Here is a 25,171-nt window from a genome sequence, read left to right as displayed (position 1 = left end):
CTCGCTTCTTTCTATTTTATTTCTGGTACAACCGCTACTATATTTTCAAAGGCTGCACGTTGTTTTTGTTCTTCTTCATTTAATAAAATATGAATATCTCCATGGTCATTAGATGTACGGATTAAGCGACCCATCCCTTGCTGCAAGCGTAGTTGCATGAAAGGTAGTTCCACTTCTTCAAATGGATTTTCAGCAAACATACGTTTCGCATCAAATAATGGATCCTGTGGAGGAAATGGTAAATCATAAATAATCACACGTGTTAAGGCTTCCTCAGGTAAATCTAAGCCTTCCCATAAATGATAGGAGCATAATGTTTTAATAGTCCCCTGCTGGAAATCTCGAACAATGGCGGATAGCTCTCGATCTCCTTCAAATGCTACATACATACGCTCCATAATCGGCAATTCTGCCTTAAAGTTTAGCATGGCTTGCTTTGATTTAAATAAAATCAATGTTTGCTCGCCATCACGCAGCAATTGCTGAACACGCGCTGTTTTGTCACGTTGTGTAAGCTCATGTAAATAAATTTTCATCACTTCTTCATAGTCGAATGGAGAAGGCACAGAAAATGATTGGTAATCGCGAATACCTAAACTGTAGGCAATGTAAGAAAAGTCTTTATTGACCGATAATGTGGCAGAAGAAAAGACGATTGGAAGCTTTTTAGAGAATAATTTTTCTGCTAAAACTTCTGTGATTAAACGAGGCATAATGACAAGCGTTTCCTCGCCATCTGTTTCCTCTAACCAATCCACCGCATCTCCCTGTGCTATGAAAATACGTAAGGAAGCCTCATATTGTTCTAAGTATTCTTCCGCCATATTTAACTCATATTCAGGAATCATATACATTTCTGATTCAAAGACGAATTCTTCCATCAAAACTTCCACATCATTTATTAGCTGCTTCCCATAATCAAGTAATGCTTTCGATTTGTTTATACGTTTACGATCCTCATTTGAAGCAACGATATCATCACGAAGCTGATCAAAAAATAGCTCATGATCATCCTGTAATTTTTCCATCGCATACAGTGTACGCTCGCGTACGCCATCTACCATCAATCGCTCTAATAATTGTACGATGGTAGTTGCCTGAACTTTATATGTCATTGCCTTTTGCGCAGCATATTCCAATAAATGCCCTTCATCTAACACAATCATCGATACCTCTGGCAGTAAAGCAAGCTGACCTTCACGCTCACGAGATTCCTTTGTAGCCAAATGCTCCATTAAAAAATCCTGAGAACAAATGACAAGATCTGTTGATTTACGATAATGGGAGCGATGCAACGTTTGCCCACAGCGATTACGCAGCTCACAAACAGAACATTGCATAATGGCATTGTAATTCACTTTTTGCCAATCCTCATCACTAACCGTTGGATAGTCACTACGTTCTCCATATGGCTGTAAAGCAATCATAGAGCCTTGTGCATAGACACCATCAGGGATGGAAAAGGCAATATCATCAATCCATTCATCAGTCTCCACTTTTTCTGCTTCCTCAAAGCGTTTTAAGCATAAATATTGGTCTCTCGATTTTGCAAGACGAACATCTATATCGAGCCCTAACGTTTTTTGGAGTTTATAAATATCGCCCCCCTCTTTCACGAGTTGGTCGATTAATGTTTCATCTGCACAAGCAATTAGCGCAGGCTTCCCTGTGTAGCGTGCATAAGAGATGGCTGGTAATAAATAAGCGATTGTTTTCCCAGTTCCTACGCCTGCCTCTGCAAAGAGGATATTTTTTTCTTTCAGTGCTTGCTCTATTTGATAAGCCATAAAAATTTGCTCATCACGGCATTCAAAGCCTTTTTCAGGTAATTCATCATAAAGGACATCGCCCATCCAATCACCTAATGATTCAAAAAATGAACGGTCCTTTGATAATGCAAATGGTAAAGATTTACGCAATTGATGTTCCCCCTCTAACTATCTGATGCTATTATACGCGACGAAACGGAAGATAAGAAAAGATCTTATCTTCCGTTACTATTCGTTAATCTCTTTTAGACTTTTGACCCCAGAACTGATAATAATTTGTTTCAATAAAACCATTAAATAATTTTCGTTTCTTCGTCGCTTGGCGTCCATATAATTCTTCAAAATTTTTCATGGAGGATAGCATATACACAGACCAAGATGGATAGTTTTTCATGACTTTCCCGACATCACGGATTACCTGCTCCACGACTTCTACATCACCAATACGTTCTCCATATGGTGGGTTCCCAATCATGACACCATCCGTTAACTGTGTTGTAAAATCGCGTGCTTGCATTTGCTTAAACGTGATTAACTCACCAAAGCCCGCTTCTATTGCGTTTTCTTGTGCAATGCTGACCATACGATGGTCAATATCAGAACCAATAATTTCTAATGGCTGATCATAATTGGCTAAACTTTCCGCTTCATCACGGACTTGATCCCAGATGGCCGCTTTCATCCAAGGCCAATCCTCAGAAATAAATTCACGGTTATACCCTGGTGCAATATTTTGTCCAAACATTGCCGCTTCAAGTGTAATAGTACCAGAGCCACAGAATGGGTCAACGAACGGACGATTTGGATTCCACTTCGAAATTTGCACAAGTGCCGCCGCTAACGTTTCCTTTAACGGTGCCTCCCCTTGTGCCTGACGATAGCCACGCTTATGTAAGCCTGCGCCAGATGTATCAATAGTCAGTGTCGCCACATCTTTTAAAATCGAAACCTCAATTTTGTAAGTCGCACCCGATTCATCTAAAAAGCCAAGTCGTTTATAATGCTGTTTCATTCGTTCAACGATTGCTTTTTTGGTAATTGCTTGGCAATCTGGTACACTAAATAATTTCGATTTTACAGATTTCCCTGAAACCGGAAAAGCCGCATCCACAGGTAAATACTTTTCCCATGGTAATGCTTTGACACTTTCGAATAATTGCTCAAAAGATTTTGCTGGGAATTGTCCAACGACTATCTTGACACGATCCGCTACACGCAACCATAAATTGGTGCGTGCGATAGCCGTTTCATCGCCCTCAAAATATACTTTGCCATTTTCAACAGTTGTTTCATAGCCAAGAGCTTTTACTTCTTGGGCCACAATAGACTCTAAGCCCATTGCTGACGTAGCTACTAATTGATAGTTTGCCATAACTTATTTCCTTCCTTGATGCTCAATTTCCCAAAACTCCATAAACTCAATGAGATCGTTTAATGGTAATGGTTTGCTGTAATAATAGCCCTGGATAATATCACAGTTCATTTTACGTAGTATATCCACTTGTTGTGCCTGTTCTACACCCTCAGCAACAACTTTCATTTTTAGGCGATGGGACATTTGAATAATCGCATCTACAACTGCCTGTTTTTCATCGAGTGAGCCAATATGCTGAATAAAGCTTCGATCAATTTTTAAACAATCTAATGGAAAGCGAACTAAATAGCTTAGGGATGAATAGCCTGTCCCAAAATCGTCGATTGAGATTTTAAAGCCTAATTGTTTCAAACGAACCAATTTACTAACCGTCTCGTTCGCACTGTTCATCACCGTTCGCTCCGTCACTTCTATTTCAAAATTATTAGCTGGCATATTATAGCGCTCTAATATGGCTTGTATCGATTCTAAAAAATTCTGCTGTTTAAAGTGTATACTCGATATATTAATGGCAACAGGTATTTTCCAACCCTGTTGCTGCATTTGAATAACTGCCTCACATGCTTTTTCAATAATAAGCTCACTTAACGGAATGATTAAACCCGTATCCTCCGCATAGGAAATAAACTCCGCAGGTGACACAAAGCCTAACCTCTCGCTATTCCAGCGAGCCAGTGCCTCTAAGCCTTGAATTTGCTCATCTTCCATCGAAATCTTCGGCTGAAAATGCAGCTCAAATTCACGGTTTTCTATAGCTTTTCTTAGCTCTGAATCTAGCAATAAAACGCGCTGTGCGTCTGTTTGTAGTTCATCAAAATAAAAGGAATAGCCGTTTAATTCATTCTTTTTGGAATAGGTCATTGCTCGATCTGCACAATTGATGAGTTGTTCTGTATTTTTACCATCTACTGGATAAACACTAATACCCACACTTGTCGACATAAAAACTTCCTGACCGTTAATCATCATTGGTTGTTCGATACAACTAATAATTTGATCAGCAAATTTTGCAGCCTCTTTCACATTTTTCACATTGGTTAAAGTAATGACGAATTCATCGCCACCATATCTAGCAATAATGTCTTTGTTTTTTAGTAGCTGTTTTAGACGATTTGCTACTTCTTTCAAAATTAAATCTCCAACAGCATGGCCTAATGTATCATTAATTTGCTTAAATCGATCCAAATCTAAGAAATAGATCGCATGCTGCACTGAATGAGAAATAGCAGAAGTCGATTCTAAGAGATTATCCATTCTTTCAATATAGGCAAAACGATTGGATACATCTGTTAATGAATCCGTAAGCAAACGCTTTTCTAATTCGTTTTCTACTATTTTTCTTTCAGACAAATCTGTGAAAATACCACAGTAATTTGTAACCTCACCCTCATCGTTGGTTACACAAACAATTGTTAACCATTCAGGATATACGTCTCCAGTTTTACGACGATTCCATATCTCACCTTGCCAAATGCCTTCTTGTCGTATCTGTTCCCACATCTCTAAATAGAATGGCAACTCATGTACACCTGATTGTAATACGGCTGGCGTTTTTCCAACCACCTCATCACGTGTATAGCCTGTAACAAATTCAAAGGCAGGATTGACCATTACTATCTTTTTGAATTCATCTGTAATCATGATACCTTCAGATACATTTTCGAAGATTTTAAGTATTAAGGTAGTCGGATATTTAGAAATTAGCTTTAGTTTATCCATACTTTCCCAATTGTTTACTCCGTTCATGTTTCCGCTCCATCCTATCTCTCTATACTCCCCCTCAAAGGGCATTTATGTCAGGTTAACCGGTATGTAATCCATTCCGCCTCAGCTAATTGTGTCCAGATATTTTCGAACTTACATGTTCTGCAAATTACTAAAATCTGCGCCATTCGCCAGAGGCTTTATCTTGATCAACGGGTGTTTAGACACCCGATAAAATATGCCATCAAGAGCAATACATCACGTGGATGCGATAGCCGTTTTCAGATGTTATGACTTAGAAGCGGTAGCGATATATTCGCCATTTTCAAACGTATCGCGCATACCAAGACTTGATTAACAAGGTTACTTTTTCCTCATGAACTCAAAATAAAAGCTCTCCACCGAATTGGAGAGCGTTTGATATTTCGTAGATAAGCATCAAAAAATTCCATAAGCCATGTTTTGTTCCTGAGTACTCAAACAGCTTGCGCCTCGTACGATCAGGTGGTAACCATCTATCTACAGAGCATACTCTGTCCCTCTATCCGTTCAATTCCTTCAAGAGAGTGCCCCTACCATAATTTGGGTTTCTCACTCGTGGGGTTTACCTCGTTCCACCTTGCATGTTTCCAAGCAAGCTTCGTCACTGTGGCACTTTCAGGAAGTGTCAACCATATCCTAGGACTTAGGTTTTCCTTCCGCCGTCAGCTTGAACAGCTGCCTTACCTTATTTTTTCAGTAAGCACGAACACTACGGACATCTCAGAACCGTGTGAGCATGGACTTTCCTCTACGACGTCTAGCGCCGCAGCGATTACCAGAATTTCATGATGATACGAAAGATTATACTAGAGTTTTATGTTAAATACAATATAATTAATAAAAAATTATTCGTATAGCTTGCTGCCAAATACATGCTTTTCCAAATTAGAAAGACGTTTTAAAATATCAAAATTAGTTGTACCAGCAGCTGCTGATGCAACTGGTTGTCTCTTTGGGGTACTATCAATTTCTTCTTTTAACTGTCTATTTTCTTCACGTAGTTGGGCCACCGCTTTTTCAAACGTTTCATAATCTTGAATAATTTCATCAAGAAAAGAATCTACTTCTTCTACATTGTAGCCTTTAAAGTTCTTTTTAAATTCCTTTTCAAGGATCATTTTTGACGTTAATTTAATGTCCATTCACATCGCCCTTCCTCACACTACATACACGAATACATTATAGCATACTTCATCACATTATATCGTCTGAAAACACCAATTGTAAGGCTAAACTTGTCGTTTCTTGCGCTTCCCCAGGAAATTATTTCTTATTTCCTAATCTGTGTAATCGCTTTTCCCACGAAATTTCCCATTTTTGTTTTTGTTCTATTCTCCATTGCTCATGATTTTGAATAAGACGTATGCCTTCTTGCGTATAATAAAGGGCCTGGTCATAGTCTTTCATTTGATGCTCATAAAGTATGGCTAACTGCTCAAGGGCATGTAACTTTGTCCTTGGTTCAACAAAATGGAGAGAGGCTACAAATGAGTCAATAGCTTCATTATAACGTTTTCCCTTTTTATGCTGTAACGCTAAATAATATTGAGCATTCCCCGCTTCTAGTGCATCAAATTGCATTGTCACCTTTTCTAAAACCCTTACGCTTTGTGTGCTTTCTTTTAAATCGCCATACCATTTCCCAATATTGGTGAAGGTTTTTGCTGATTCCTCATGCTCCTCTTCAAACAATAATTGCGTTGAATGACTATAAAGTGTGATGAGGGACAGTAAATCCCACTCATTATGAAGCAGCACCTTCATAAGAGCGTCAGGTATGCCACTTTTCACAGCATCTAAATAAATAATTGGTGCAAGATGGCCTGGAATATCTCCTATACGAGAAAAACCAAGTTTCTCTTCCTCCACAGATTTTAATTTTAAGCGCTCCATATCATTTTTCCATAAACGCTTCGAACTATGCAACAAATCAATCTGTCGCTGCGCTCGTAATTTTGGTAATGTTTTTTGATGGAGCGTCCATCTCGTTTCAAGTTGCGGCCAATCAAAGCTTTTCCCATTGTAGGTAATCACAGTCGCTGATTTTTGCCAAAGCTTTGATTCAAACAAGAAAGCTGCCTCATGTGCAGGATCTGCAAGAATATATTGAGTCAATTTAAAACATTCTTCGTCTACCTCTAAAAACCCAAGCAAAAAAATATGCGTACCAACACCTTTTAAGCCCGTCGTTTCCGTATCAAAAAATAATACAGGCTCCTGTAAATCAAGTGCATAAGGATGGTCAAATTCGGCACCCTGCCATTTTTTCAAGGCATCAAAGAATGACTGTAGCTGATAATGACCATGCTGATAAGAAAACGGATACTGCACATGGCGCTTAAACACAATCCCAAAATCATTTTCTACAACCGTAAGCCCCGCCTTTTCCCAGCGCTCGGTATAGCTCGGCTTAGCTGGCTTTTGATAAGCTAGTTCTTCTACCTTTTGTTGAGCTGCCGTTGGTTTTTTACCAAGCATTTTTTTCATTTGTAGTATTTTATTTTCGTAAGACATGCATTTCACTCATTTTCTGCTTATAGTATAAGACTCTCTTGCAAGATTACCATGATTGTTAGACTCATTCAAAGTCATTTCGTCTAGTTTTTCACACTGACGAGCAGAAGTTAACCTAAAACTATCACGACCTATAGCATACTATCCACAGAATTAAGATAAAAAAACTCAATGGAAAAAGTCCCACTGAGTTTCTATCTGTATCACATTCAATGAAATATATATGTTTCAATTTGCTGTAACCAATCTGATACGCTTTCATGCAGGTTATCTTCTGTATGGTATTCTACATTATTGAGGATAATAATGGTGTAATCAGTCTCTATATAACGGCATAACATCGTGGTATAACCTGGCCAACCACCACTATGGAATACCTTTTTCCCTGTTTTTGGTGATTGATCAATGAACCAACCAAAGCCACATGGTGTCTTTTGACCATCCTTTGTCACAATTGAGGACAGAGCCAATTCAAGAGATGATGCACAAAGCAAATCCCCCCTTTTTAGTGCTCTATCCAACGAAAGTAAGTCCATTATGGTTGAATGAATCATTCCATCTCCTTGGATTCCGTCTAAATAGTTCACAAACTCATAACCTGGAAGGTCGTCAGGCAAGGAGATTAATGCACTATTCTCATCACGGATATAGCCAAAAGCAAAATCCTCAACATCTTCAGGATGATACCTGCGATTCATGACCCTTGTTCGTTGCATTGCTGACGGTTTAAATATATGCTGTAACATGAACATGGCATAGGACATATCTGATACTTTTTCAATTATCATTGCCAGGCAAACATAACCTGTATTACTATATTGATACTTTTCACCTGAGTCAAAATAGAGCGGTGGTCTATGTTCCGTTAGTAAACGTAGTACATCTCTATTCGTCGCAATACAATGATGATCCCAGTGGCTTTCGAATAATTCCATATAATCTGGCAATCCAGATGTATGTGTTAATGCATGTCGTAAAGTAATGGTTTCGTATGGAAATGAGGGAATCCATTTCTTGATAGTGTCATCATAATTAAGTTTCCCTTGTTCCTCGAGAATCATAATGCCCATGGCTGTCATAGGCTTCGTTACTGAAGCTAACTCAAATAAGGAATTTTCGGAAAGCTTCTTGCCACTATGGTAATTTGATAAGCCAAAAGTACCTATATAAATAGGTTTACCTTCCTTCGCTACTAAAATATTGCCTGAGAAAAGCCCTTGTTCAAATTTTGACATAAATAGTTGCTCAAGTTCCTCTGATAATTTCACACAATCGCTCCTTATCACCTTTACGTATTTTAGTTACCTAATGCTTCCATAGTTGCTTCTAAAATACGAATTCGACCATTCAATGTCCCTCCACCCATTACCAATGGATCTACAGCATTAATAAAAACTTGATTGCTTTCGACTGCCTTTAATCCTTTCCAAACTGGGCTTTGTTGAAGCTCCTCAAGTATACTTCCATCCATATCATTTTCATAAAGATCATACTGAATAAAAATATAATCTGGATTGGCTTGATAGAGGCCCTCCAAAGTAATAACGGTTTGCTGATTCACCTTGTTAATAGCTTCTGGCACAGGGAGATTCAATTCACCGTATAGTACATCATTGAGAAATACGTCTTTAGGGTAAATCATCATTTCGCCACCTCGAATACGTATGGCTACTATATCCTTGTCTTGGAATGAATCGAGATAATGGATAGCATTTTGCTTATCCTGATGGTATTTATCAATAAGTGTTTTTGCTTTTTCAGCCTTTCCAGTAATCTCAGCTAGCATTTCAAGATTCTCCTGCCAATCTGGTCCATAATGAGAAGTTGGAATTACTGGTGCGATTTTCTCTAACTGTTCTAAAACTTTTGGATCTTCCATATCTGTACTGATAATTAAATCTGGTGCAAGTTGCAAAACGTACTCCAAACTGTCCCCACTCGTTGTTAATAAAGGAATTGTATTCGCCGTAACGTCGCCAAAAAAACTGGGGAATGGCTCCTCATCACTACCAATTGCACTTGCTGCATAGGGTTCTATGCCCAAAATCACAGCATCCTCAATGGATTCAAAGGCATTTAAAAAGAGAATTTTCTCTGGTTTTACTGGAACGCTGTAATGATTATTTAAATAAGTAATTTTTGTTGTCTGTTCTTCACTTTCCTTTTTTTGCAAGACAGATGATGTTGATTCTTCCTTATCTTTTGTACATGCAGATAAAGTTAAAGTTAATACTATGATGCTTAAAATGACCATAGTTTTTTTCATCAAGAACGCCTCCTTTTACGCTAATCTCAATTGAGAATGAAAACTATTATCAATAATAAACAAGCGTTCTTTTGGCGTCCATGTAGAAAAGGCGGATTTTATAATGAATTATCTGCGGTTAACAATTGCATGACTTCTTTTACAATCAGTAAATGTGGCAACGGAGCATAGTCGCGCCATGGAAAATGAGTAAGTGTATAGACGGAATCATTTCGCACTGATTTCAATTCAAGCCACAGCTCATCTGATTGAAGCTCGTCCCATTTCATCATCGATTCTTCGTCTTCATAAACAAGTACCATGATGAAATCTGGATTCATTTCAGATAATTGCCCAATTGTAATAGGTTCTTGTGTGTCAGAGATCATCACATTTAGTCCTAGGTCCTCCAGCAAAACTTCTTGAATACTTCTATCCTGATACAGATAGCATTCATCCCCTCTCACTAACAAAAATAACATACTTCGCTCATGGCAAATGTACGCTAAGCTAGCAACCGCCTCTTGTACAGTTTGTTCGTATTCTATAAGCCATTTCCTTGCTTCCATCTCTGCATCTAGGATTTTTGCAACCTCTAGCAACTGTTCACGCCATGATAAACTGCTCCACGCAAGTCGATAAACATGGCCTCTCTTTTGTAATATCGTCAACTGCTCATCCGTCACATTATCTAAGCAAAATATATAATCATATTGCAGATTTTCTTGTAGAAGTAACGCGATATTTTCATTTAAAACGGCTGGCGTTCTGCCCACAGCTAGCTGAATAGGTACATGATTGCCAAAAGTCTTATAGTAATGAAATCGCCATGTTGGATGGAGCGGTGCTGCAATGGGGATATAATGTAGTGGTGCAAGCAAGCCAAAAAAAGAACTATCTAAAACAGCGATGTTTTTTCTACGACTTTTCATAAATAGAGAGGGAGACATACCCATTTGTTGTTTGAATCGACGACTGAAGTAAAACTCGTCTTTATACCCAACCTCACTTGCAATTTCTCGAAGGGTTTTACCTCCTTTTATTAAAAGCCATTTAGACGCTTCCATTCTTATATTCATTAAATACTGGATGGCACTAATACCAAACTGTTTTCGAAATAGTTCCATATAATATTTTGCACTTATATTCATCATTTGGGCTAAATCTTTCACTTGAATAGCTTCTTGAAAATGATACTCCATATGTTGTTTTGTTTTTTCTAACATATGTTGCAAGTCTCTATTAGAGGTTTTACGATGCTGAGTGATGGTATGTAAAAGCAAGTAAAAATGTGCTTGGCTTAATAAAATGTCCTCTTTGATAGGACTCTCAACCAATGCCATTAGACTGTTACAAAGACGGATGATTTCTTCTGTTTGTTCAAGATTTATCTCTTCTCCTCTATCAGTCTTCGCCTCCATCTGTGGGAGAGCATTAAAGGTAATAAGGTAAACGGTAGTTAACTTCTCTAAATCCACCTTTAAGATAAGCTCGCTCTGAGCAGGGCAAAGGTAGACACTATCTTTAAGCAGCCTGTGTTGGTGATTTCCAAAAGCCAAATTAGCAGTCCCCTTTGTGGTAAACAGTAAGCAATGGCTCTCAAGTCTTTGTTGATAATGCCGTTTCGTCTTGCTTGATAAAATTTTAATATCAAGAAAATGAAAAAGAAAATGTGTCATTTGGTCGAATAGCAAATCGACTTCCTCCTTCCCACAAGCGTAGTAGGTAACCCTCGTTTTAACAAATAAGATGATACTATTTATAAAATATAAAAGGGCTTGAGGAACGAACTTGCTTATTCCCTAAGCCCTTTTTATTTAATTTAACATTCGAAGAAGATCTATCACTCTTTTCTTCCCTTGCTCTAAACTATCTTGCGCCCCAATACAAGACGGACAACCTGATTCACAAGGACAGCTCGATACATGTTGTAGCGTTTTGTTTAACAGTTCTTCCCATAGTGCAAATACTCTCTCACTTAAACCGATCCCACCTGGATACTTATCATAAACAAAGAACGTTGGTAACTCATTGTGTGATGCCTTTACTTGCGGCACAACTGCTACATCACTACTATCACACTGGATAAAAATCGGGATAAAAGCGTTCATCGCATAAGCAGCTCCTACCATAGCATCCGTTAATTCTGCCTCTGACCATTGAGACACCCTATTGAACGAAAGCCACGAAGCACTTGTATGCATTTCATCTGGCGGGAGGTGGATAGGCCCTGAACCGATATTGTCATGTGTGCCGAAGCGGATTTTCTTAAAGATCGTTGCTTGTGCGACTAAGCCAACATCGCCAAAGCTAATTGTACCGCCTCCATAGGGACGGCTACGATCCTCCTCTAGCACCTTCATTTCGACTGCTAGATTGGCATCTGTATAGTAATCCACATCTACTTCACGTACAAAGGCTTTTTTTTCTTCCCAATCGAGCTTCTCCACTTGAAATTGAATACCTTGGTGTAGGTAAATGGCTTCTTCATGTAAAAGGGTCATGGCACTATGACGATCCATTTCTCCAATCACCTTTGTCTGTGCAGGGACGGACAGATCAATTATGACCACATTTTCCTGTGACGCAGAACGCAGGCTAATATCATGCGCAGGGAAACGATCACTCATCCAATGCCATTTGTCACTCGTCTTAAAGACAACCCCTTCCTCCGCCAAGTAATCCAACAATTCCTGTATGTCATATTCTCCATACGAATCGCCTATTGAAAAGGGTAGCTCGAAGGCGGCACATTTCAAATGATCCATTAAAATCAACATATTTTCTGGATAGATACGCGCTTCCTCTGGCGTACTACCAAGCAAAAACAAAGGATGATTGACCACATACTGATCCAATGCAGAAGATTGTGCAACATATATAATCAATGCCTCATCCTGACGTCTTCCCGCACGTCCTGCTTGCTGCCAAGCACTTGCAATATTTCCCGGGTAACCTGTCATAATACAAGCTTGTAATTGACCGATATCAACACCTAGTTCTAATGCATTGGTGCTAACCACTGTTTGAATCGTACCCTCACGCAAGCCTTTTTCGATGACACGTCGCTCAGAGGGCAAGTATCCACCTCGATAGCCACGCACAGATTCATCGAGTAGCTTATTGCGAGTGAGCTCCTTTAAGTACGTGACAATCATCTCGACTCGTACTCGACTTTTGGCAAAAATGATGGATTGAATGCCAGCTATGTACAACCTTTTGGCTAAATCACTAACCTCTAACACGGCACTTCTACGCACCCCAAATGTTTTATGAATAATTGGTGGATTATAAAAAAGGAAGGTTTTTTTGCCAACAGGTGCGCCTGAATCAGCAATTAGTGCATGTGATTCATTCGTCAGAAGCTCAGCAAGTTCTTTCGGGTTTTTAATGGTAGCTGATGTACAAATAAACACCGGCTTACTACCATAAAACTCACAAATACGCTTTAGTCTTCGAATAACGTGGGCAACATGCGAACCAAATACCCCTTTATATGTATGCAATTCATCAATAACGATATACTGCAAATTTTCAAAGAGTGAGACCCATTTAGTATGATGTGGCAAAATTCCGGAATGCAGCATATCGGGGTTCGTCATAACGATATGCCCTGCCTTTCGAACTTTTTGGCGAATGCCTGGCGCCGTATCTCCATCATACGTATAACTTAAAATTTCCTCGCCACTTTGCTCAATGAGTTCATTTAAATCATTTTTTTGATCCTGTGCTAATGCCTTTGTTGGAAATAAATAAATGGCCCGCGCATTTTTATCTTCTATTATTTTTTGCAGCACTGGTAGATGATAGCAATAGGATTTACCCGAAGCAGTTGGCGTAACCGCTGTAAAAGATGTACCATGCTGCGCCAAATCAAAGGCTTCTCGCTGGTGTGTATATAGTTGCTCGATACCCCTTGCCTGTAGTGCTTTCACTAGGGATGGGTGTAAATTTCCTGGGAAAGGTGCATATTTGGCTGGTCGACTTTCTAGTGTTTGCCAATGTAAAATACGCTCTTTTAATTCTTCATCGTATCTCCATTCCTGTAAAAGCTCCCTAATCGTTCGTTTCTTCGATAGCATTCGATTCCTCCTCCTTTAGTAATCGTTCAAAGGTTTTTAAAGTATAGGAGGTAGAATGGGTCGCATCTAAAAAACGTTTTTTACTAGTTTCTTTATAAAAAGATTGCACAACAAATTGCTCCATCGATTCTACCACTGAAGCAATTTGCTGTGTATGCATATATTTCGGTTTATTTTTTTGAATCCATGTATTGGCCTCTTGCTGCCATTCCTTCAATAGTTGATGAATTTCATCAGCATGTGGTTTCACCTCTTGGAAAAAATCAGGTGTCCGATCTTCCTCACGCATTTGCCAGAATCGTAAAACACATTGTTCACATTCATCTATTAATTGGGATGTTTGCTGAATCACTAACAATTTTGCACCTCATCTCTCATCAATTACGCATAAGCAAATATATTTCGTAGTCACTGCATATACATGGTGAGTATATTTTGTCCAACAAAGCAACTATGGAAATATCACGCTCTTGATCTTTATTCACCGCTATTTCACGGTAAATAATGTATCAATTTTAATGCTATTGTGTTAGTTCAATTGCTTATGAGATAAGTGTACCAAAGTCTATCATTTTTCACTACTAATAGGCGAACAAGCATTCTTTACTTGCCAGTTCTTTTCTGCTAAGCTTACTTTCTGGCTAACCGCTTGAAGCTGCATAAAAAAGTGCAAACTATGTGCATTGTTTTCCAGGGACACTCTCGTGAAAAGTAATTGATTGACCAGATCTAACTGCGCAACTAATTGTTCTAACTTGTTCAATATAACGCCTCCTTTGCTTTACTTTAGTATTCCTCGTATGTATAGAATTACCTTCAAGCGTGACAAAATAAGCGTAAGTTAGCTGAAAGAAGAAGATTTTCGATAAATTTTTAAAAATGAACCTTCAACCTAAAAAAAACGTCTTCTATGAAAGATCTGAAAGGGACATATTTTCAGCCAATTCATGACTAAAATTAATCAGTTATTTTGACGATTCGAGTAAAATAGAAGCTAGTGATTTTTCGACGTAATTTGTTTCTACTTCCCATCTGTTCTCTACGATTCTATTAGCAATAACATGACTGATGGAGGTAGAGAATAGCCGCTAAAACATGGTAAACTAGTGTATAGAAAAGCAGTATGATAAAGGGTGAGTTGAATGACAATTCGTTATCCAAACGGAAAATTGTATACGCCGAATGTGTCTGTACAGAAAACAGAAAAAAAAAGGAATAGCAAAGATTTGTCTTTTAGTAATCGTGGCAAGACTCTAGAAGATGAAATTAATGAAGCAAACGACTATTATATAAAAAGGCGACTTGCTATCATTCATAAGAAACCTGTTCCTGTGCAAATCGTCAAAGTAGAGTACCCTTCACGAAGTGCTGCTGTTATTCGTGAAGCATATTTTCGAACACCCTCTACAACCGACTACAATGGTGTTTGGAATGGGCATTATATAGATTTTGATGCAAAGGAAACGGCTTCCAAAACGAGCTTCCCCTTAAAAAATATTCATGAGCATCAAATGATCCATATGCAGCAAGTGACGGAACAAAATGGTATGGCTTTTATTATCGTTCGCTTTTCTGCCTTTGAACGATATTTTATTGTGCCCTACGAAGTTTTACAAAAGGCCTGGCAAGCAATGGAGAATGGCGATCGTAAATCGATACCCTTTTCAACGATTGAAGAAGAGGCATATGAAATTCCTACAAGTTATTATCCACGTATCGATTACTTACCCATTATCCAACAATGGATCGATGCAACATGCTTCAGGTCTGAAAGTGAGGAGAAATAAGAATGACTGAACGTCGTCGAACACGTGGAGAGCACCAAAAAGCTCTCGCTGAAAAAAATAAAAAAGGTAAGAAAAAAACAACATCATCTTCACCTGCTAAGACGTGGTTTAAACGTATTTTCTTAACACTCTTAGCAATCGGTGTGGCGGGCTTCATTGGAGGCGCTGGATTGTTTGCCTACTATGCAAGCACAGCTCCAGAGCTTGATGAAGAATTATTAAAGGACCCTGTTTCTTCAGAGTTCTACGATAAAAACGGTGAACTATTTGCTACAATCGGTGCTGAAAACCGTAAATATATAAAGTATGAAGATATACCTGAAGATATGGTCAATGCTATTCTCGCAACGGAAGATGTGCGCTTTTTTGAGCACCACGGCATGGACTTTTATCGTCTAGGCGGTGCTATCTTGGCAAACTTCCGTGATGGCTTTGGTGCACAAGGTGCGTCTACCCTGACACAGCAAGTTGTCAAAAACTCATTTTTACAAAACGAGAAAAAACTAAAGCGTAAGGCACAAGAAGCTTGGCTAGCCTTCCAACTAGAACGTAAGTATTCAAAAGAAGAGATTTTTGAAATGTACTTCAATAAAATGCTCATGTCGGGTCGTATTTACGGGTTCGGAACAGCAGCACAATATTTCTATGGTAAAGAATTAAAAGATTTAACATTAGATGAAGAAGCATTATTAGCAGGATTAGTCCAACGACCAAATGCTTATAATCCATTAAAAAACCCTGAGCTTGCGAAAAAACGTCGTAATACGGTTTTAGGCTTAATGCATCAACATGGAAAAATTACAAAAGCTGAGATGGAAGAAGCAAAACAAATGGAAGTCCAATCAGGTCTAGCGGATGATGCAACACGTCAATCATTTGCAGGTTCGAAATATGATGCCTTCCTCGATATTGTGATTAATGAATTAGAAAATAATGGTGATGGAACAGCGATGGCAGAAGGAATTAAAGTTTATACAACACTTGATCCGAATGCCCAACAAGTTGTAGAAAACGTAATGAACGACGACAGTAATTTCCCTACTGAAGAAATTCAGTCAGGTGTAGCTGTCATCGATACAAAGACTGGTGCCATTCAAGCCGTTGGTGGTGGTCGTCATTACGGTGCTGAGCGTGGTTTCAACTATGCAGATGACCTAACAAAAAATCAACCTGGTTCCACAATGAAACCATTAGTTGACTACGGTCCAGCAATTGAATATTTAAAATGGTCTACAGGTCAAACACTTGTCGATGAACCAATGAACTATACAAATTCAAAACAAACAATCACGAACTGGGATGGCAGATATATGGGGGCCATGACGGCACGTAAAGCGTTATATGCATCACGTAACGTACCAGCTGTCAAAGCATTACAAGAGGTTGGTACTGACAAAGCAAAAGAATTTGTAGGGCGTTTAGGAATTGAAACGGAAAATCTATATGAGTCAGATGCGATTGGTGGAGGTGCCATTACAATCTCCCCTATCCAAATGGCTGCTTCCTATGCTGCTTTCGGCAATAACGGGGTCTATACAGATCCACATGCCATTACAAAAATCGTCTACCGTGACGGTAAAACATCTAAAAATTACACACCTGAGCCTAAAGTGGCTATGAGCGATTACACAGCTTATATGGTGACAGATATGCTACGTGATGTAGTTGGCAATAAACCAGATGCATCTGGTACTGCTGCCAATGTACCTGGCTTAGATATCGCAGGTAAAACAGGTACAACCAACTACTCAGCAGAAGATTTTAGCAAATATAATTTACCAAATACAAGTGTACCAGACTCATGGTTTGCGGGTTACACAACAAACTACTCCATTGCTATCTGGAGTGGTTATGAAAAACACTTTGATCCAATTACAACGTGGGAAGAACGTCGATTACCACAAAATTTATTTAAATCAATTATGCAAGATATTTCATCAAATGTTGAAAATACAAGCTTTAAAAAGCCAAATACCGTTGTAGAAGCAACGATTGAAGTCGGCTCTAAACCACTTAAATTAGCAAGTGATTATACACCTAGCGAACTACGTCAAACAGAACTATTCGTTCGTGGTACTGAACCAACAGAGGTGTCGAGTGTGTACGAGGCTCCAGAATTATCTACACCTTACAATGTATCAGCAAGCCTAGATTTAGGAGCACAGTCTATTAATATCTCTTGGGAACATGATGCGATCCTAGATCCAAAAACAGATGAACCATTACCAACTTCATTTGAAGTAACTGCCAAACGTGATGGCGGAGAATCAATAACGCTTGGTACAACAGACAGCAAAGGCTTAACTGTTGGCAACACGCTTGAAGATGGTAATTACACAATCTCTGTCGTAGCCATTGTAGATGGCACACGCAGTGAACCTGGCACAACTACCTTCCAAATCACAAGTACGCCTGAGGAAGATTTAGAAACAGAAGACCCAGATGAGCCAGAAATCGATTTACCAACAGATCCTGGTCAAGAAGACAATGACAACGGGAATGACGACAATGACAATAACAACAATAATAATGGTAATGGGCAAGGTAATAACGGTAACGGTAGCAACAGTGGTAACAATGATGGCAATCAACAGCCAACCCCTCCTACCGAACCAACCAACCCAATAGAAGAAGACCAAAGCTCAGAATAAACACAAAGCCGAGAAGCAGCAATTTGCTTCTCGGCTTTTTAAATTCGTTCTTAACACTTTGTTGCACTTTAGTGCTCTATCGATCAATTCTGGCACTCTATCCATCACTTTGCTCATTCTATCCGCTACTTTTGACTTTCTATCCACCACTTCTTGCACTTTATCCGCATCTTGGTGGTCTATCGACTCCTAGCTTTTGCTAGCTTGAATTCGCAATCGAGCTGTGCGCTTTTTGGTTTCTTTGAATAATTCATCTAGCTGACGGTAGCATGCGTATTGGCCTGGCTTGGCTTTAATAAAGGAAAGTCTTTCAACACCATTGATCGGTAGCACCTCATCGCCTGCTGCCTGTACAAGTTGTTCAAATAGCTCGATGGCTTGTTCCATTAGCCCTTTAGCTGTACCGTTTCTCGCATCGTGGGCTGTATGGATCGCTGCTTGCAAGGTTGACCATTGAGCAAACCATGCATCTACTTTATCTTTTGCGATAGCCTCATTGTTCACGCTTCCTTCACCAAGCCTTTCTTTAAGCGTTTTTGACCTTCACGACAATCAGCGAGTAAAGGGCAGGCATGACACCCAGGATTTTGTGCCTTGCAATGATAACGTCCAAAGAAAATTAACTGGTGATGTGTTTTCGACCATTTGTCCATAGGTGTTTTTTTCATAATCGTTTCTTCTACTTCAAGCACCGAATCTTTCCATCGACAGAGCCCTAGCCGTTTTGAAACTCGCTCCACATGCGTATCTACTGCAAGTGCTGGAATATCAAAGGCAACGGAAAGCACGACATTGGCTGTTTTTCGCCCTACGCCTGGTAATGTCACAAGTGCTTCACGTGTTGCAGGTATTTCACCACCATACTCAGTGAGCAATCGTTGACATAATGCCTGAATGTTCTTTGCCTTATTACGATAAAGACCGATAGAACGAATATCCTGCTGTAACTCCTCTAAGGATACCGCTAAATAATCTTCTGGCGTTTTATATTTTTGAAATAATGTTTTCGTTACTTTATTGACTAGTACATCTGTACATTGTGCGGATAATAATGTAGCAATCGTCAGCTCAAAGGCATTGTCATGCACGAGCTCACAATGTGCATCTGGAAACATTCGATCCATCTCTTCTAGACAATGCTCCCACTGTTTTTTTGTTAACAAACCAGATGCCCCCCTATTCTCTTTCCTCTAACCAATTATAAAATGGTACTTTATTCGTTGGTTGCGTTGTTTCTTGTTGAGCTGTCCGCGCTGGTGCTCTGTTAAATGTCTGTTTCTCACGGAACTGCTCGCTTTGCTTTTGTGCGGCTTGTGGTGTCGTAATATTTTTCTTTTTCCACTCTAATAAAATGCGATCAATATAACGAATACTCAGTTTCCCAGCAAAGACAGCCTCCTTTAGTGCTTCCTTAATGAGCGCTGGACTATGCTTGTCCTCATCAAGCCAACATCCTATTTTTTCAAGCTCTAAAGGAGATAAAAGACGCCCCATTTCCTCTTCAAATAGACGGAATAGCTCGCCTTCTTCTTGTCGAAGTGTCACTGCCGTTTTTTGCTGCTCTTTCATATCCATCATCTGCACAATGCGCTCCCATAGTGGGTACACGGAATATTTTTCATATAGCTTGCCTCCCGCATCAACATCGCGTGAAATTTCAAGAAAACCTTTTTGCATTAAGCGTTGTAAACGTGATGTGATGTCATGGTCAGACATTGTGAGGCGATTTTTGAGATCATTAGGTGTTGGGAAATCATTCCCTTCCATATGAAAGGCTAATAAGTGCATGACAATGAGTGCCTCTTCATCTTCCATATTTAACTCCTTATAAAACTGAAAAAAAAGCTGAGGAATGGGAATCATTCTCTGCTCAGTCCATGTACGGAGTCGATGATTATTTACGTTCATGTTTCTCCAGACTCCTTCTTTAGTAAGTAGAAAAGCCGCGTAGATATTTCACTACGCGACTTTTAAATTGATTAGCTTATGGATATAAGCGGTTCAGTAAACGTGGGAATGGAATCGTTTCACGGATATGCTCTGTGCCAGAAATCCATGCTACAGTTCGCTCTAATCCAAGACCAAAGCCTGAATGTGGGACAGAACCATGTTTGCGAAGCTCTAAATACCATGCATAAGCATCTAATGATAGATTATGCTCTTCCAAACGTGATTTTAATAATTCATAGTCATGAATACGCTCAGAACCACCAATAATTTCACCGTAACCCTCTGGTGCGATTAAATCAGCACATAAGACAACATCATCACGCTCTGGATGTGGTTGCATATAGAATGGTTTAATGCCTACTGGGTAACAAGTAATAAATACGGGTTTGTCAAATGAATTCGCAATAGCTGTTTCATGTGGCGCACCAAAATCATCGCCCCATTCGATATCGTCGAAGCCTTGTTCATGTAAAAGTTTGATCGCATCATCATACGAAATACGAGGGAATGGCGCTTTGATGTTTTCAAGTGTCGATGTATCACGGCCAAGTCGCTCTAATTCTAATTTGCAGTTTGCCAGTACGGATTGTACGATGTGCGCTACATATTGCTCTTGTACTTCTAAGTTTTCTTCAAATTCTACAAATGCCATCTCAGGCTCAATCATCCAAAACTCGATTAGGTGACGACGTGTTTTAGATTTTTCAGCACGGAAAGTTGGACCGAATGAGAATACTTTTCCTAACGCCATTGCAGCCGCTTCCATGTAAAGCTGACCAGATTGAGATAGATAAGCATCTTCATCAAAATATTTTGTATGGAATAGCTCTGAAGTACCTTCAGGTGCAGATCCTGTTAAAATTGGTGGGTCCATTTTTGTAAAACCATTATTGTTGAAAAATTCATATGTGGCACGAATAATTTCGTTACGGATTTTCATTATGGCATGCTGTTTACGAGAGCGTAGCCATAAATGACGGTTATCCATTAAAAATTCAGGACCATGTTCTTTTGGTGTAATTGGGAAATCTGTTGCTGCATGTAGTACCTCAATACCTGTTACAGCAAGCTCACAGCCAAAGCTTGAGCGTTCGTCAGCTTTCACTTCGCCCGTAACGTACATAGACGTTTCTTGCGTCATTCCTTTTGCCGTAGCAAAAATTGCTTCGCCTACTTCTTCTTTCACGACAACGCCCTGTACAAAGCCAGAACCATCACGTAGCTGTAAGAACGCGATTTTTCCGCTTGAACGTTTGTTAGCTAACCAAACGCCAATTTTGACTGTTTCACCGATATGCTGTGGCATATCTTTAATCATAATTTTTTTCATAGAAATCCTCCAAAGTCGACTAGAGGGATTAGTCTTGCCATTTTGATTTTACAAATGCATCAATACGACGGACTGCCTCTTCTAATAATTCTAAAGATGTAGCATAGGATAATCGCATTGTAGTTGGTGCACCAAAGCCAGAGCCTGGAATCACTGCTACGTTTGCTTCTGTTAAAATATCCGCAGCGAATGTATCTACTGAATCATAGCCAGTGTGAGCCATAGCTTCTGCTACGTCTGGTAATAAGTAGAATGCACCCTGTGGTTTTAAGACATGGAAGCCAGGAATTGCACTTAACTGTGGATAAATTTTTTCAAGACGAGATTCAAATGCTTGACGCATTTCTTCTACTGCGTCCTGAGGGCCATTATACGCCTCCACAGTTGCATATTGTGCTGTTGTTGTCGCATTTGATGTTGAATGTGATGCAAGGTCAGTCATTGCTTTAACAATGTCTGCGTCACCTGCAGCATACCCAATACGCCAGCCTGTCATAGAGTGAGATTTTGCCACACCATTTACAACGATTGTACGTGCTTTCACTGCATCAGAAAGTTGTGCAATTGAAAAATGCTCAATACCATTGTATACAAGCTTTTCATAAATTTCATCTGACACGATTAAAATATCTTTTTCTTCTGCAACAGCTGCAAGCTCTGCTAGCTCCTCACGAGAATAAATCATGCCTGATGGGTTGCTAGGTGAATTGATAATAACAGCTTTCGTTTTATCTGTCACAGCTGCTCTTAGTTGATCCGCTGTAATTTTATAGCTTTGTTCACGTGTACCTTCAACATATACAGGTACGCCACCAGCTAATTTCACTTGTTCTGGATAAGACACCCAATAAGGAATTGGAATGATAACCTCATCGCCCTCGTTTAAAATAACTTGGAATAGCGTATATAAAATATGCTTTGCCCCTACGCCGACAATGACTTCATTTGATTGATAGGCAAGATTATTATCGCGTTGAAGCTTATCAATAATAGCTTTTTTCAAAACTGGAAGTCCGCCAGCAGGTGTATATTTTGTTAATCCTTTTTCCATTGAATCAATGGCTGCATTTAAAATATTTTGAGGTGTGTTAAAGTCTGGTTCACCAGCCCCAAGACCAATAACATCAATACCTTGCTCTTTCAATGCTTTTGCTTTCGCAGTAATAGCTAATGTTGAAGATGGTGTTAAAGTTTTTACACGTGTTGCTAATAAATTTTTCATCTGGGATCTACTCCTCTTATAAATTCGTAATGCGCTTCCACCAGTCGCCATCCTTAAACATGATATAGACATAGTTGAGCTGATCATGGTTGTTTAGATAGGTAATCTCCCAAACAGCGCCAGGTTCCTCATAACCTAATTTCATGTGGAGGACTTTTTGTACATTTCCTTCATTTTTAAAAACCGATAATGCTTGCTTTTCCGTAATACCATCTTCTAATAACACTTCCTGAATGGAATCCTCATCTAGATTCGTTGGAACAAAGACAGCTTTTTTATCACCGTATTCGTCTACCCCGAACACAGTAACATACGAATGTTTGCCATTATATGTGTAGGACTCCGAGACAATTGCAAGGGCTTTGGCATCGAGTGCCAACTGTTCAGCCTTCTCTTCAATTGAACGGAACGGAGCCTCGGCTTTCCAGAGTACTAAAATGCTAATGACAAGTGACAATGAAACAATAAAGACAGAAATGAAAATTAACCAGTTTTTCATCTATTCACCTTATGTTTCCTATTGAGCTGTTTTGGCATAACACATAGCTGAAGCTTGTGTATGTCTATCACTGTATAACCATTCATTTTGCTTTCCATTTTGTCAACCTGCTTTCTTTCCTCATACCACAACATTATACAACAATTTTGTACTGTCGTGTTTCCTAATTTCATATATTGTACGTTGCTAGAATAACGTTTTCAAATGATTGGTATAGCAAATTTAATTCCATTGAAAAATTCCTATTCAACCAAGTAAATAGGAATGCGTAAATTTATGATAGTTCGCACAGAACATAGCTGGCACGGCCATTATCTTTCGCTTCGTACAAACAGCTATCTGCTCGCTCAAATAACTCTTTATACTGATAATTTTGCTGATTGTTGACACAAGCACCCATACTCACCTTTAACGGATAGCTTTGATGCTCTTGTTCTAGCTTTAAAGTGAGTAAATAAGCATGCGTGTTGTTGACAAGTGTTTTGATATAGTCCTTTTGTTGATGCTTGATACAAAGGATAAATTCATCTCCGCCATACCGAATAATTTTCACATCTTCCTTATGTAAAAAGTTCTTCAAGCCCTTGGCTAAAAGCTGTAAAGCCATATCCCCAAACAGATGACCATGCATATCATTAAACAATTTAAAATGATCAATATCTAGTACCGTAATACACACATATGATTGCGTCATTTCGGCTATGTTTAACCATTCATGTAGCTCATGATCCAAAAAATGACGATTTAACACGCCCGTTAATGGATCATAATGGGCTTTTTTCTCAAGCTTCTCCTTTTGACGCTTAAATTCCAAATTCATGACTTGCTGTAGTAAATTCGCAACACTCATTTTTTCTGTAAGATCAATATATTCACGCTGTACATCAAAAATTTCATCCCGCCAATTCAATTGATACAATACATCTAACAGTAAACGCATGACTTTTTTCGTTGTCGGTTTATCCCCGTAGGATTTAGCAAGCTCTACAGCCTTTTTATAATAGGGGACGGCTTCTTCAAGCTTTTGCTGCTTTTCATATAAAAAGCCATAGCCAAACAACGCAGCTACTTTTTCGCGTTTATGCTGATGAATAATGTCAGAGGATAACGTACTGTCCAGCAAGGCCTTCCCCGTTTTAAAATCCCCTTCTAAAATATAAACATCTGCTAAATTATTATTAATACGAATATCATGTAATTTTGCAAGATCGGGCATTGTCTTAGATAAGGACTGATTATATGTTCTAGCTAAAAGCCCTGCTTGAAGTGCTTCCTTCGTACAGCCCTTCTCCACCTCTAAATAACATAAATTATTATGACACCGAACAAGCATGATGGCGTCCTGCAACTCTTGTGCATAGGCGATCGATTTCTTCGTCATCTCTACTGTTTTTTCACGTATGCCTACCAAGTCATAGATTAAAGACATGATTAAATGATAATGCATTAAATCTTTGCTAGAACCATATTTTTGACAAATCGCCTCATAATCATGCATAAGACTGACCATGCTTAAGGTGTCACCTAAAGAATGGTGAACTAGTATTTTTTGATAGTACAAATCCAATACATATGCATAATTTTCGCTCTCTAATGCGACTAAAAGACCTTGATCCGCTAGTTTTAGTGCTTCCGTTAAAAACCCCTTCGTGCGCATTTCCATAATCGTTTTATTTAACTCTTCTAATGTTAATTTCACCGTTTCACCACTTCTCCAAGCCCTATACACTTTGTGCTTTCTCAATTATAAGGTATATTTATTCACTCCGTCCGCCCTTTTCATTAGATAACCAACTATTTCCTGCATTTCAAAATCTCTTACTAGGTCCAACCATCTTTTTCTTGCGCTACACCTTCAAAATGAATCATCGCTTTCCATTCATAGTTGTCGTTAAATTTTTATGCCTTCACACACTTTTCTCCATCATTGTCCCCGTTACCTATTGTTTTTACCCATATGATGAAATAATTAGCCATTTTAAGTATTGAAAAAGGACGTGA

General features: G+C 39.0%; 20 protein-coding genes and 1 other RNA gene. 2 read left to right on the top strand and 19 right to left on the bottom strand.

The window, feature by feature from the left end:
• Positions 1 to 11: 11 nt before the first annotated feature.
• From MKY46_RS07955 to MKY46_RS07900, 12 genes are all read right to left on the bottom strand, one after another.
• Positions 12 to 1,919 carry an ATP-dependent DNA helicase gene (locus tag MKY46_RS07955; protein WP_036118410.1) on the bottom strand — a complete coding sequence of 636 codons (1,908 nt, stop codon included), beginning with the start codon at positions 1,917 to 1,919 and terminating at the stop codon, positions 12 to 14.
• An 85-nt stretch (positions 1,920 to 2,004) separates the two neighbouring features.
• The gene (locus tag MKY46_RS07950) at positions 2,005 to 3,141 is read right to left on the bottom strand and encodes a THUMP domain-containing class I SAM-dependent RNA methyltransferase (protein ID WP_036118413.1); all 1,137 of its coding nucleotides are present in this window, start codon (positions 3,139 to 3,141) and stop codon (positions 2,005 to 2,007) included.
• A 3-nt stretch (positions 3,142 to 3,144) separates the two neighbouring features.
• Positions 3,145 to 4,890, bottom strand: coding sequence for a putative bifunctional diguanylate cyclase/phosphodiesterase (locus MKY46_RS07945; RefSeq protein WP_036118414.1), 1,746 nt, complete (start codon positions 4,888 to 4,890; stop codon positions 3,145 to 3,147).
• Positions 4,891 to 5,294: 404 nt separating this feature from the next.
• Positions 5,295 to 5,674, bottom strand: an RNA gene (gene rnpB / locus MKY46_RS07940) — RNase P RNA component class B.
• A gap of 61 nt (positions 5,675 to 5,735) precedes the next feature.
• Positions 5,736 to 6,032, bottom strand: a complete 297-nt coding sequence (gpsB, locus tag MKY46_RS07935) for a cell division regulator GpsB (RefSeq protein ID WP_036118417.1) — start codon at positions 6,030 to 6,032, stop codon at positions 5,736 to 5,738.
• 121 nt (positions 6,033 to 6,153) lie between these two features.
• On the bottom strand, positions 6,154 to 7,404 hold the full coding sequence (locus MKY46_RS07930) for a ribonuclease H-like domain-containing protein (RefSeq protein ID WP_089933173.1): 1,251 nt from the start codon (positions 7,402 to 7,404) through the stop codon (positions 6,154 to 6,156).
• Positions 7,405 to 7,613: 209 nt separating this feature from the next.
• Positions 7,614 to 8,672, bottom strand: a complete 1,059-nt coding sequence (locus tag MKY46_RS07925; RefSeq protein ID WP_089933176.1) for a serine hydrolase domain-containing protein — start codon at positions 8,670 to 8,672, stop codon at positions 7,614 to 7,616.
• 29 nt (positions 8,673 to 8,701) lie between these two features.
• Positions 8,702 to 9,670, bottom strand: coding sequence for an ABC transporter substrate-binding protein (locus tag MKY46_RS07920; RefSeq protein WP_089933179.1), 969 nt, complete (start codon positions 9,668 to 9,670; stop codon positions 8,702 to 8,704).
• 98 nt (positions 9,671 to 9,768) lie between these two features.
• Positions 9,769 to 11,343 carry a helix-turn-helix domain-containing protein gene (locus tag MKY46_RS07915; RefSeq protein WP_089933182.1) on the bottom strand — a complete coding sequence of 525 codons (1,575 nt, stop codon included), beginning with the start codon at positions 11,341 to 11,343 and terminating at the stop codon, positions 9,769 to 9,771.
• A 123-nt stretch (positions 11,344 to 11,466) separates the two neighbouring features.
• Positions 11,467 to 13,731 (bottom strand): DEAD/DEAH box helicase, encoded by a 2,265-nt coding sequence (locus MKY46_RS07910; RefSeq protein WP_340833911.1) that lies wholly within the window; start codon positions 13,729 to 13,731, stop codon positions 11,467 to 11,469.
• Entirely contained in the window at positions 13,706 to 14,083 is a 378-nt protein-coding gene (locus MKY46_RS07905; protein ID WP_230593757.1) for a YppE family protein, read from the bottom strand. Before MKY46_RS07905 ends, MKY46_RS07910 begins: the two co-directional genes overlap by 26 nt.
• Before the next feature lie 216 nt (positions 14,084 to 14,299).
• The gene (locus MKY46_RS07900) at positions 14,300 to 14,494 is read right to left on the bottom strand and encodes a hypothetical protein (RefSeq protein ID WP_036118439.1); all 195 of its coding nucleotides are present in this window, start codon (positions 14,492 to 14,494) and stop codon (positions 14,300 to 14,302) included.
• Between the two features lie 379 nt (positions 14,495 to 14,873).
• Between MKY46_RS07900 and recU the strand changes: the two genes are divergently transcribed.
• Positions 14,874 to 15,518 (top strand): Holliday junction resolvase RecU, encoded by a 645-nt coding sequence (gene recU / locus MKY46_RS07895; protein WP_058845086.1) that lies wholly within the window; start codon positions 14,874 to 14,876, stop codon positions 15,516 to 15,518.
• A gap of 2 nt (positions 15,519 to 15,520) precedes the next feature.
• On the top strand, positions 15,521 to 18,169 hold the full coding sequence (locus tag MKY46_RS07890; protein WP_036118444.1) for a penicillin-binding protein 1A: 2,649 nt from the start codon (positions 15,521 to 15,523) through the stop codon (positions 18,167 to 18,169).
• 189 nt (positions 18,170 to 18,358) lie between these two features.
• Here MKY46_RS07890 and MKY46_RS07885 read toward each other — a convergent pair whose 3' ends face one another.
• The 7 genes from MKY46_RS07885 to MKY46_RS07855 all read right to left on the bottom strand — a co-directional run bounded on the left by MKY46_RS07885 (position 18,359) and on the right by MKY46_RS07855 (position 24,869).
• A complete protein-coding gene (locus MKY46_RS07885; RefSeq protein WP_036118455.1) occupies positions 18,359 to 18,673 on the bottom strand; it encodes a YpoC family protein in 315 nt (104 codons plus the stop codon).
• Positions 18,670 to 19,332: an endonuclease III gene (gene nth, locus MKY46_RS07880; protein ID WP_036118459.1), complete on the bottom strand. Its 663-nt coding sequence runs from the start codon at positions 19,330 to 19,332 to the stop codon at positions 18,670 to 18,672. The genes MKY46_RS07885 and nth overlap by 4 nt, the downstream gene beginning before the upstream one ends.
• Positions 19,333 to 19,345: 13 nt before the next feature.
• Positions 19,346 to 20,077 carry a DnaD domain-containing protein gene (locus tag MKY46_RS07875; RefSeq protein ID WP_036118461.1) on the bottom strand — a complete coding sequence of 244 codons (732 nt, stop codon included), beginning with the start codon at positions 20,075 to 20,077 and terminating at the stop codon, positions 19,346 to 19,348.
• Positions 20,078 to 20,153: 76 nt separating this feature from the next.
• On the bottom strand, positions 20,154 to 21,449 hold the full coding sequence (gene asnS, locus MKY46_RS07870) for an asparagine--tRNA ligase (protein WP_036118465.1): 1,296 nt from the start codon (positions 21,447 to 21,449) through the stop codon (positions 20,154 to 20,156).
• 28 nt (positions 21,450 to 21,477) lie between these two features.
• Positions 21,478 to 22,671, bottom strand: coding sequence for a pyridoxal phosphate-dependent aminotransferase (locus tag MKY46_RS07865; protein ID WP_036118468.1), 1,194 nt, complete (start codon positions 22,669 to 22,671; stop codon positions 21,478 to 21,480).
• 16 nt (positions 22,672 to 22,687) lie between these two features.
• Positions 22,688 to 23,170 (bottom strand): cell wall elongation regulator TseB-like domain-containing protein, encoded by a 483-nt coding sequence (locus MKY46_RS07860; protein WP_036118471.1) that lies wholly within the window; start codon positions 23,168 to 23,170, stop codon positions 22,688 to 22,690.
• A 274-nt stretch (positions 23,171 to 23,444) separates the two neighbouring features.
• Positions 23,445 to 24,869 (bottom strand): tetratricopeptide repeat-containing diguanylate cyclase, encoded by a 1,425-nt coding sequence (locus MKY46_RS07855; RefSeq protein ID WP_271912839.1) that lies wholly within the window; start codon positions 24,867 to 24,869, stop codon positions 23,445 to 23,447.
• Between the last annotated feature and the right edge of the window lie 302 nt (positions 24,870 to 25,171).

Origin of the sequence: Lysinibacillus sp. FSL M8-0355, assembly GCF_038008985.1 — a bacterium.
In the GTDB taxonomy this organism is placed as follows: Bacteria; Bacillota; Bacilli; order Bacillales_A; family Planococcaceae; genus Lysinibacillus; species Lysinibacillus fusiformis_D.
This window is presented reverse-complemented; position numbering and strand designations above follow the sequence as displayed.

Excerpts from the sequence above, each read along its gene's own strand:
- MKY46_RS07950 (WP_036118413.1), bottom strand. The coding sequence starts at position 3,141 with ATGGCAAACTATCAATTAGTAGCTACGTCAGCAATGGGCTTAGAGTCT.
- MKY46_RS07945 (WP_036118414.1), bottom strand. The coding sequence starts at position 4,890 with ATGAACGGAGTAAACAATTGGGAAAGTATGGATAAACTAAAGCTAATT.
- gpsB (WP_036118417.1), bottom strand. The coding sequence starts at position 6,032 with ATGGACATTAAATTAACGTCAAAAATGATCCTTGAAAAGGAATTTAAA.
- MKY46_RS07930 (WP_089933173.1), bottom strand. The coding sequence starts at position 7,404 with ATGTCTTACGAAAATAAAATACTACAAATGAAAAAAATGCTTGGTAAA.
- MKY46_RS07920 (WP_089933179.1), bottom strand. The coding sequence starts at position 9,670 with ATGAAAAAAACTATGGTCATTTTAAGCATCATAGTATTAACTTTAACT.
- MKY46_RS07910 (WP_340833911.1), bottom strand. The coding sequence starts at position 13,731 with ATGCTATCGAAGAAACGAACGATTAGGGAGCTTTTACAGGAATGGAGA.
- recU (WP_058845086.1), top strand. The coding sequence starts at position 14,874 with ATGACAATTCGTTATCCAAACGGAAAATTGTATACGCCGAATGTGTCT.
- MKY46_RS07890 (WP_036118444.1), top strand. The coding sequence starts at position 15,521 with ATGACTGAACGTCGTCGAACACGTGGAGAGCACCAAAAAGCTCTCGCT.
- MKY46_RS07875 (WP_036118461.1), bottom strand. The coding sequence starts at position 20,077 with ATGAACGTAAATAATCATCGACTCCGTACATGGACTGAGCAGAGAATG.
- asnS (WP_036118465.1), bottom strand. The coding sequence starts at position 21,449 with ATGAAAAAAATTATGATTAAAGATATGCCACAGCATATCGGTGAAACA.
- MKY46_RS07865 (WP_036118468.1), bottom strand. The coding sequence starts at position 22,671 with ATGAAAAATTTATTAGCAACACGTGTAAAAACTTTAACACCATCTTCA.
- MKY46_RS07860 (WP_036118471.1), bottom strand. The coding sequence starts at position 23,170 with ATGAAAAACTGGTTAATTTTCATTTCTGTCTTTATTGTTTCATTGTCA.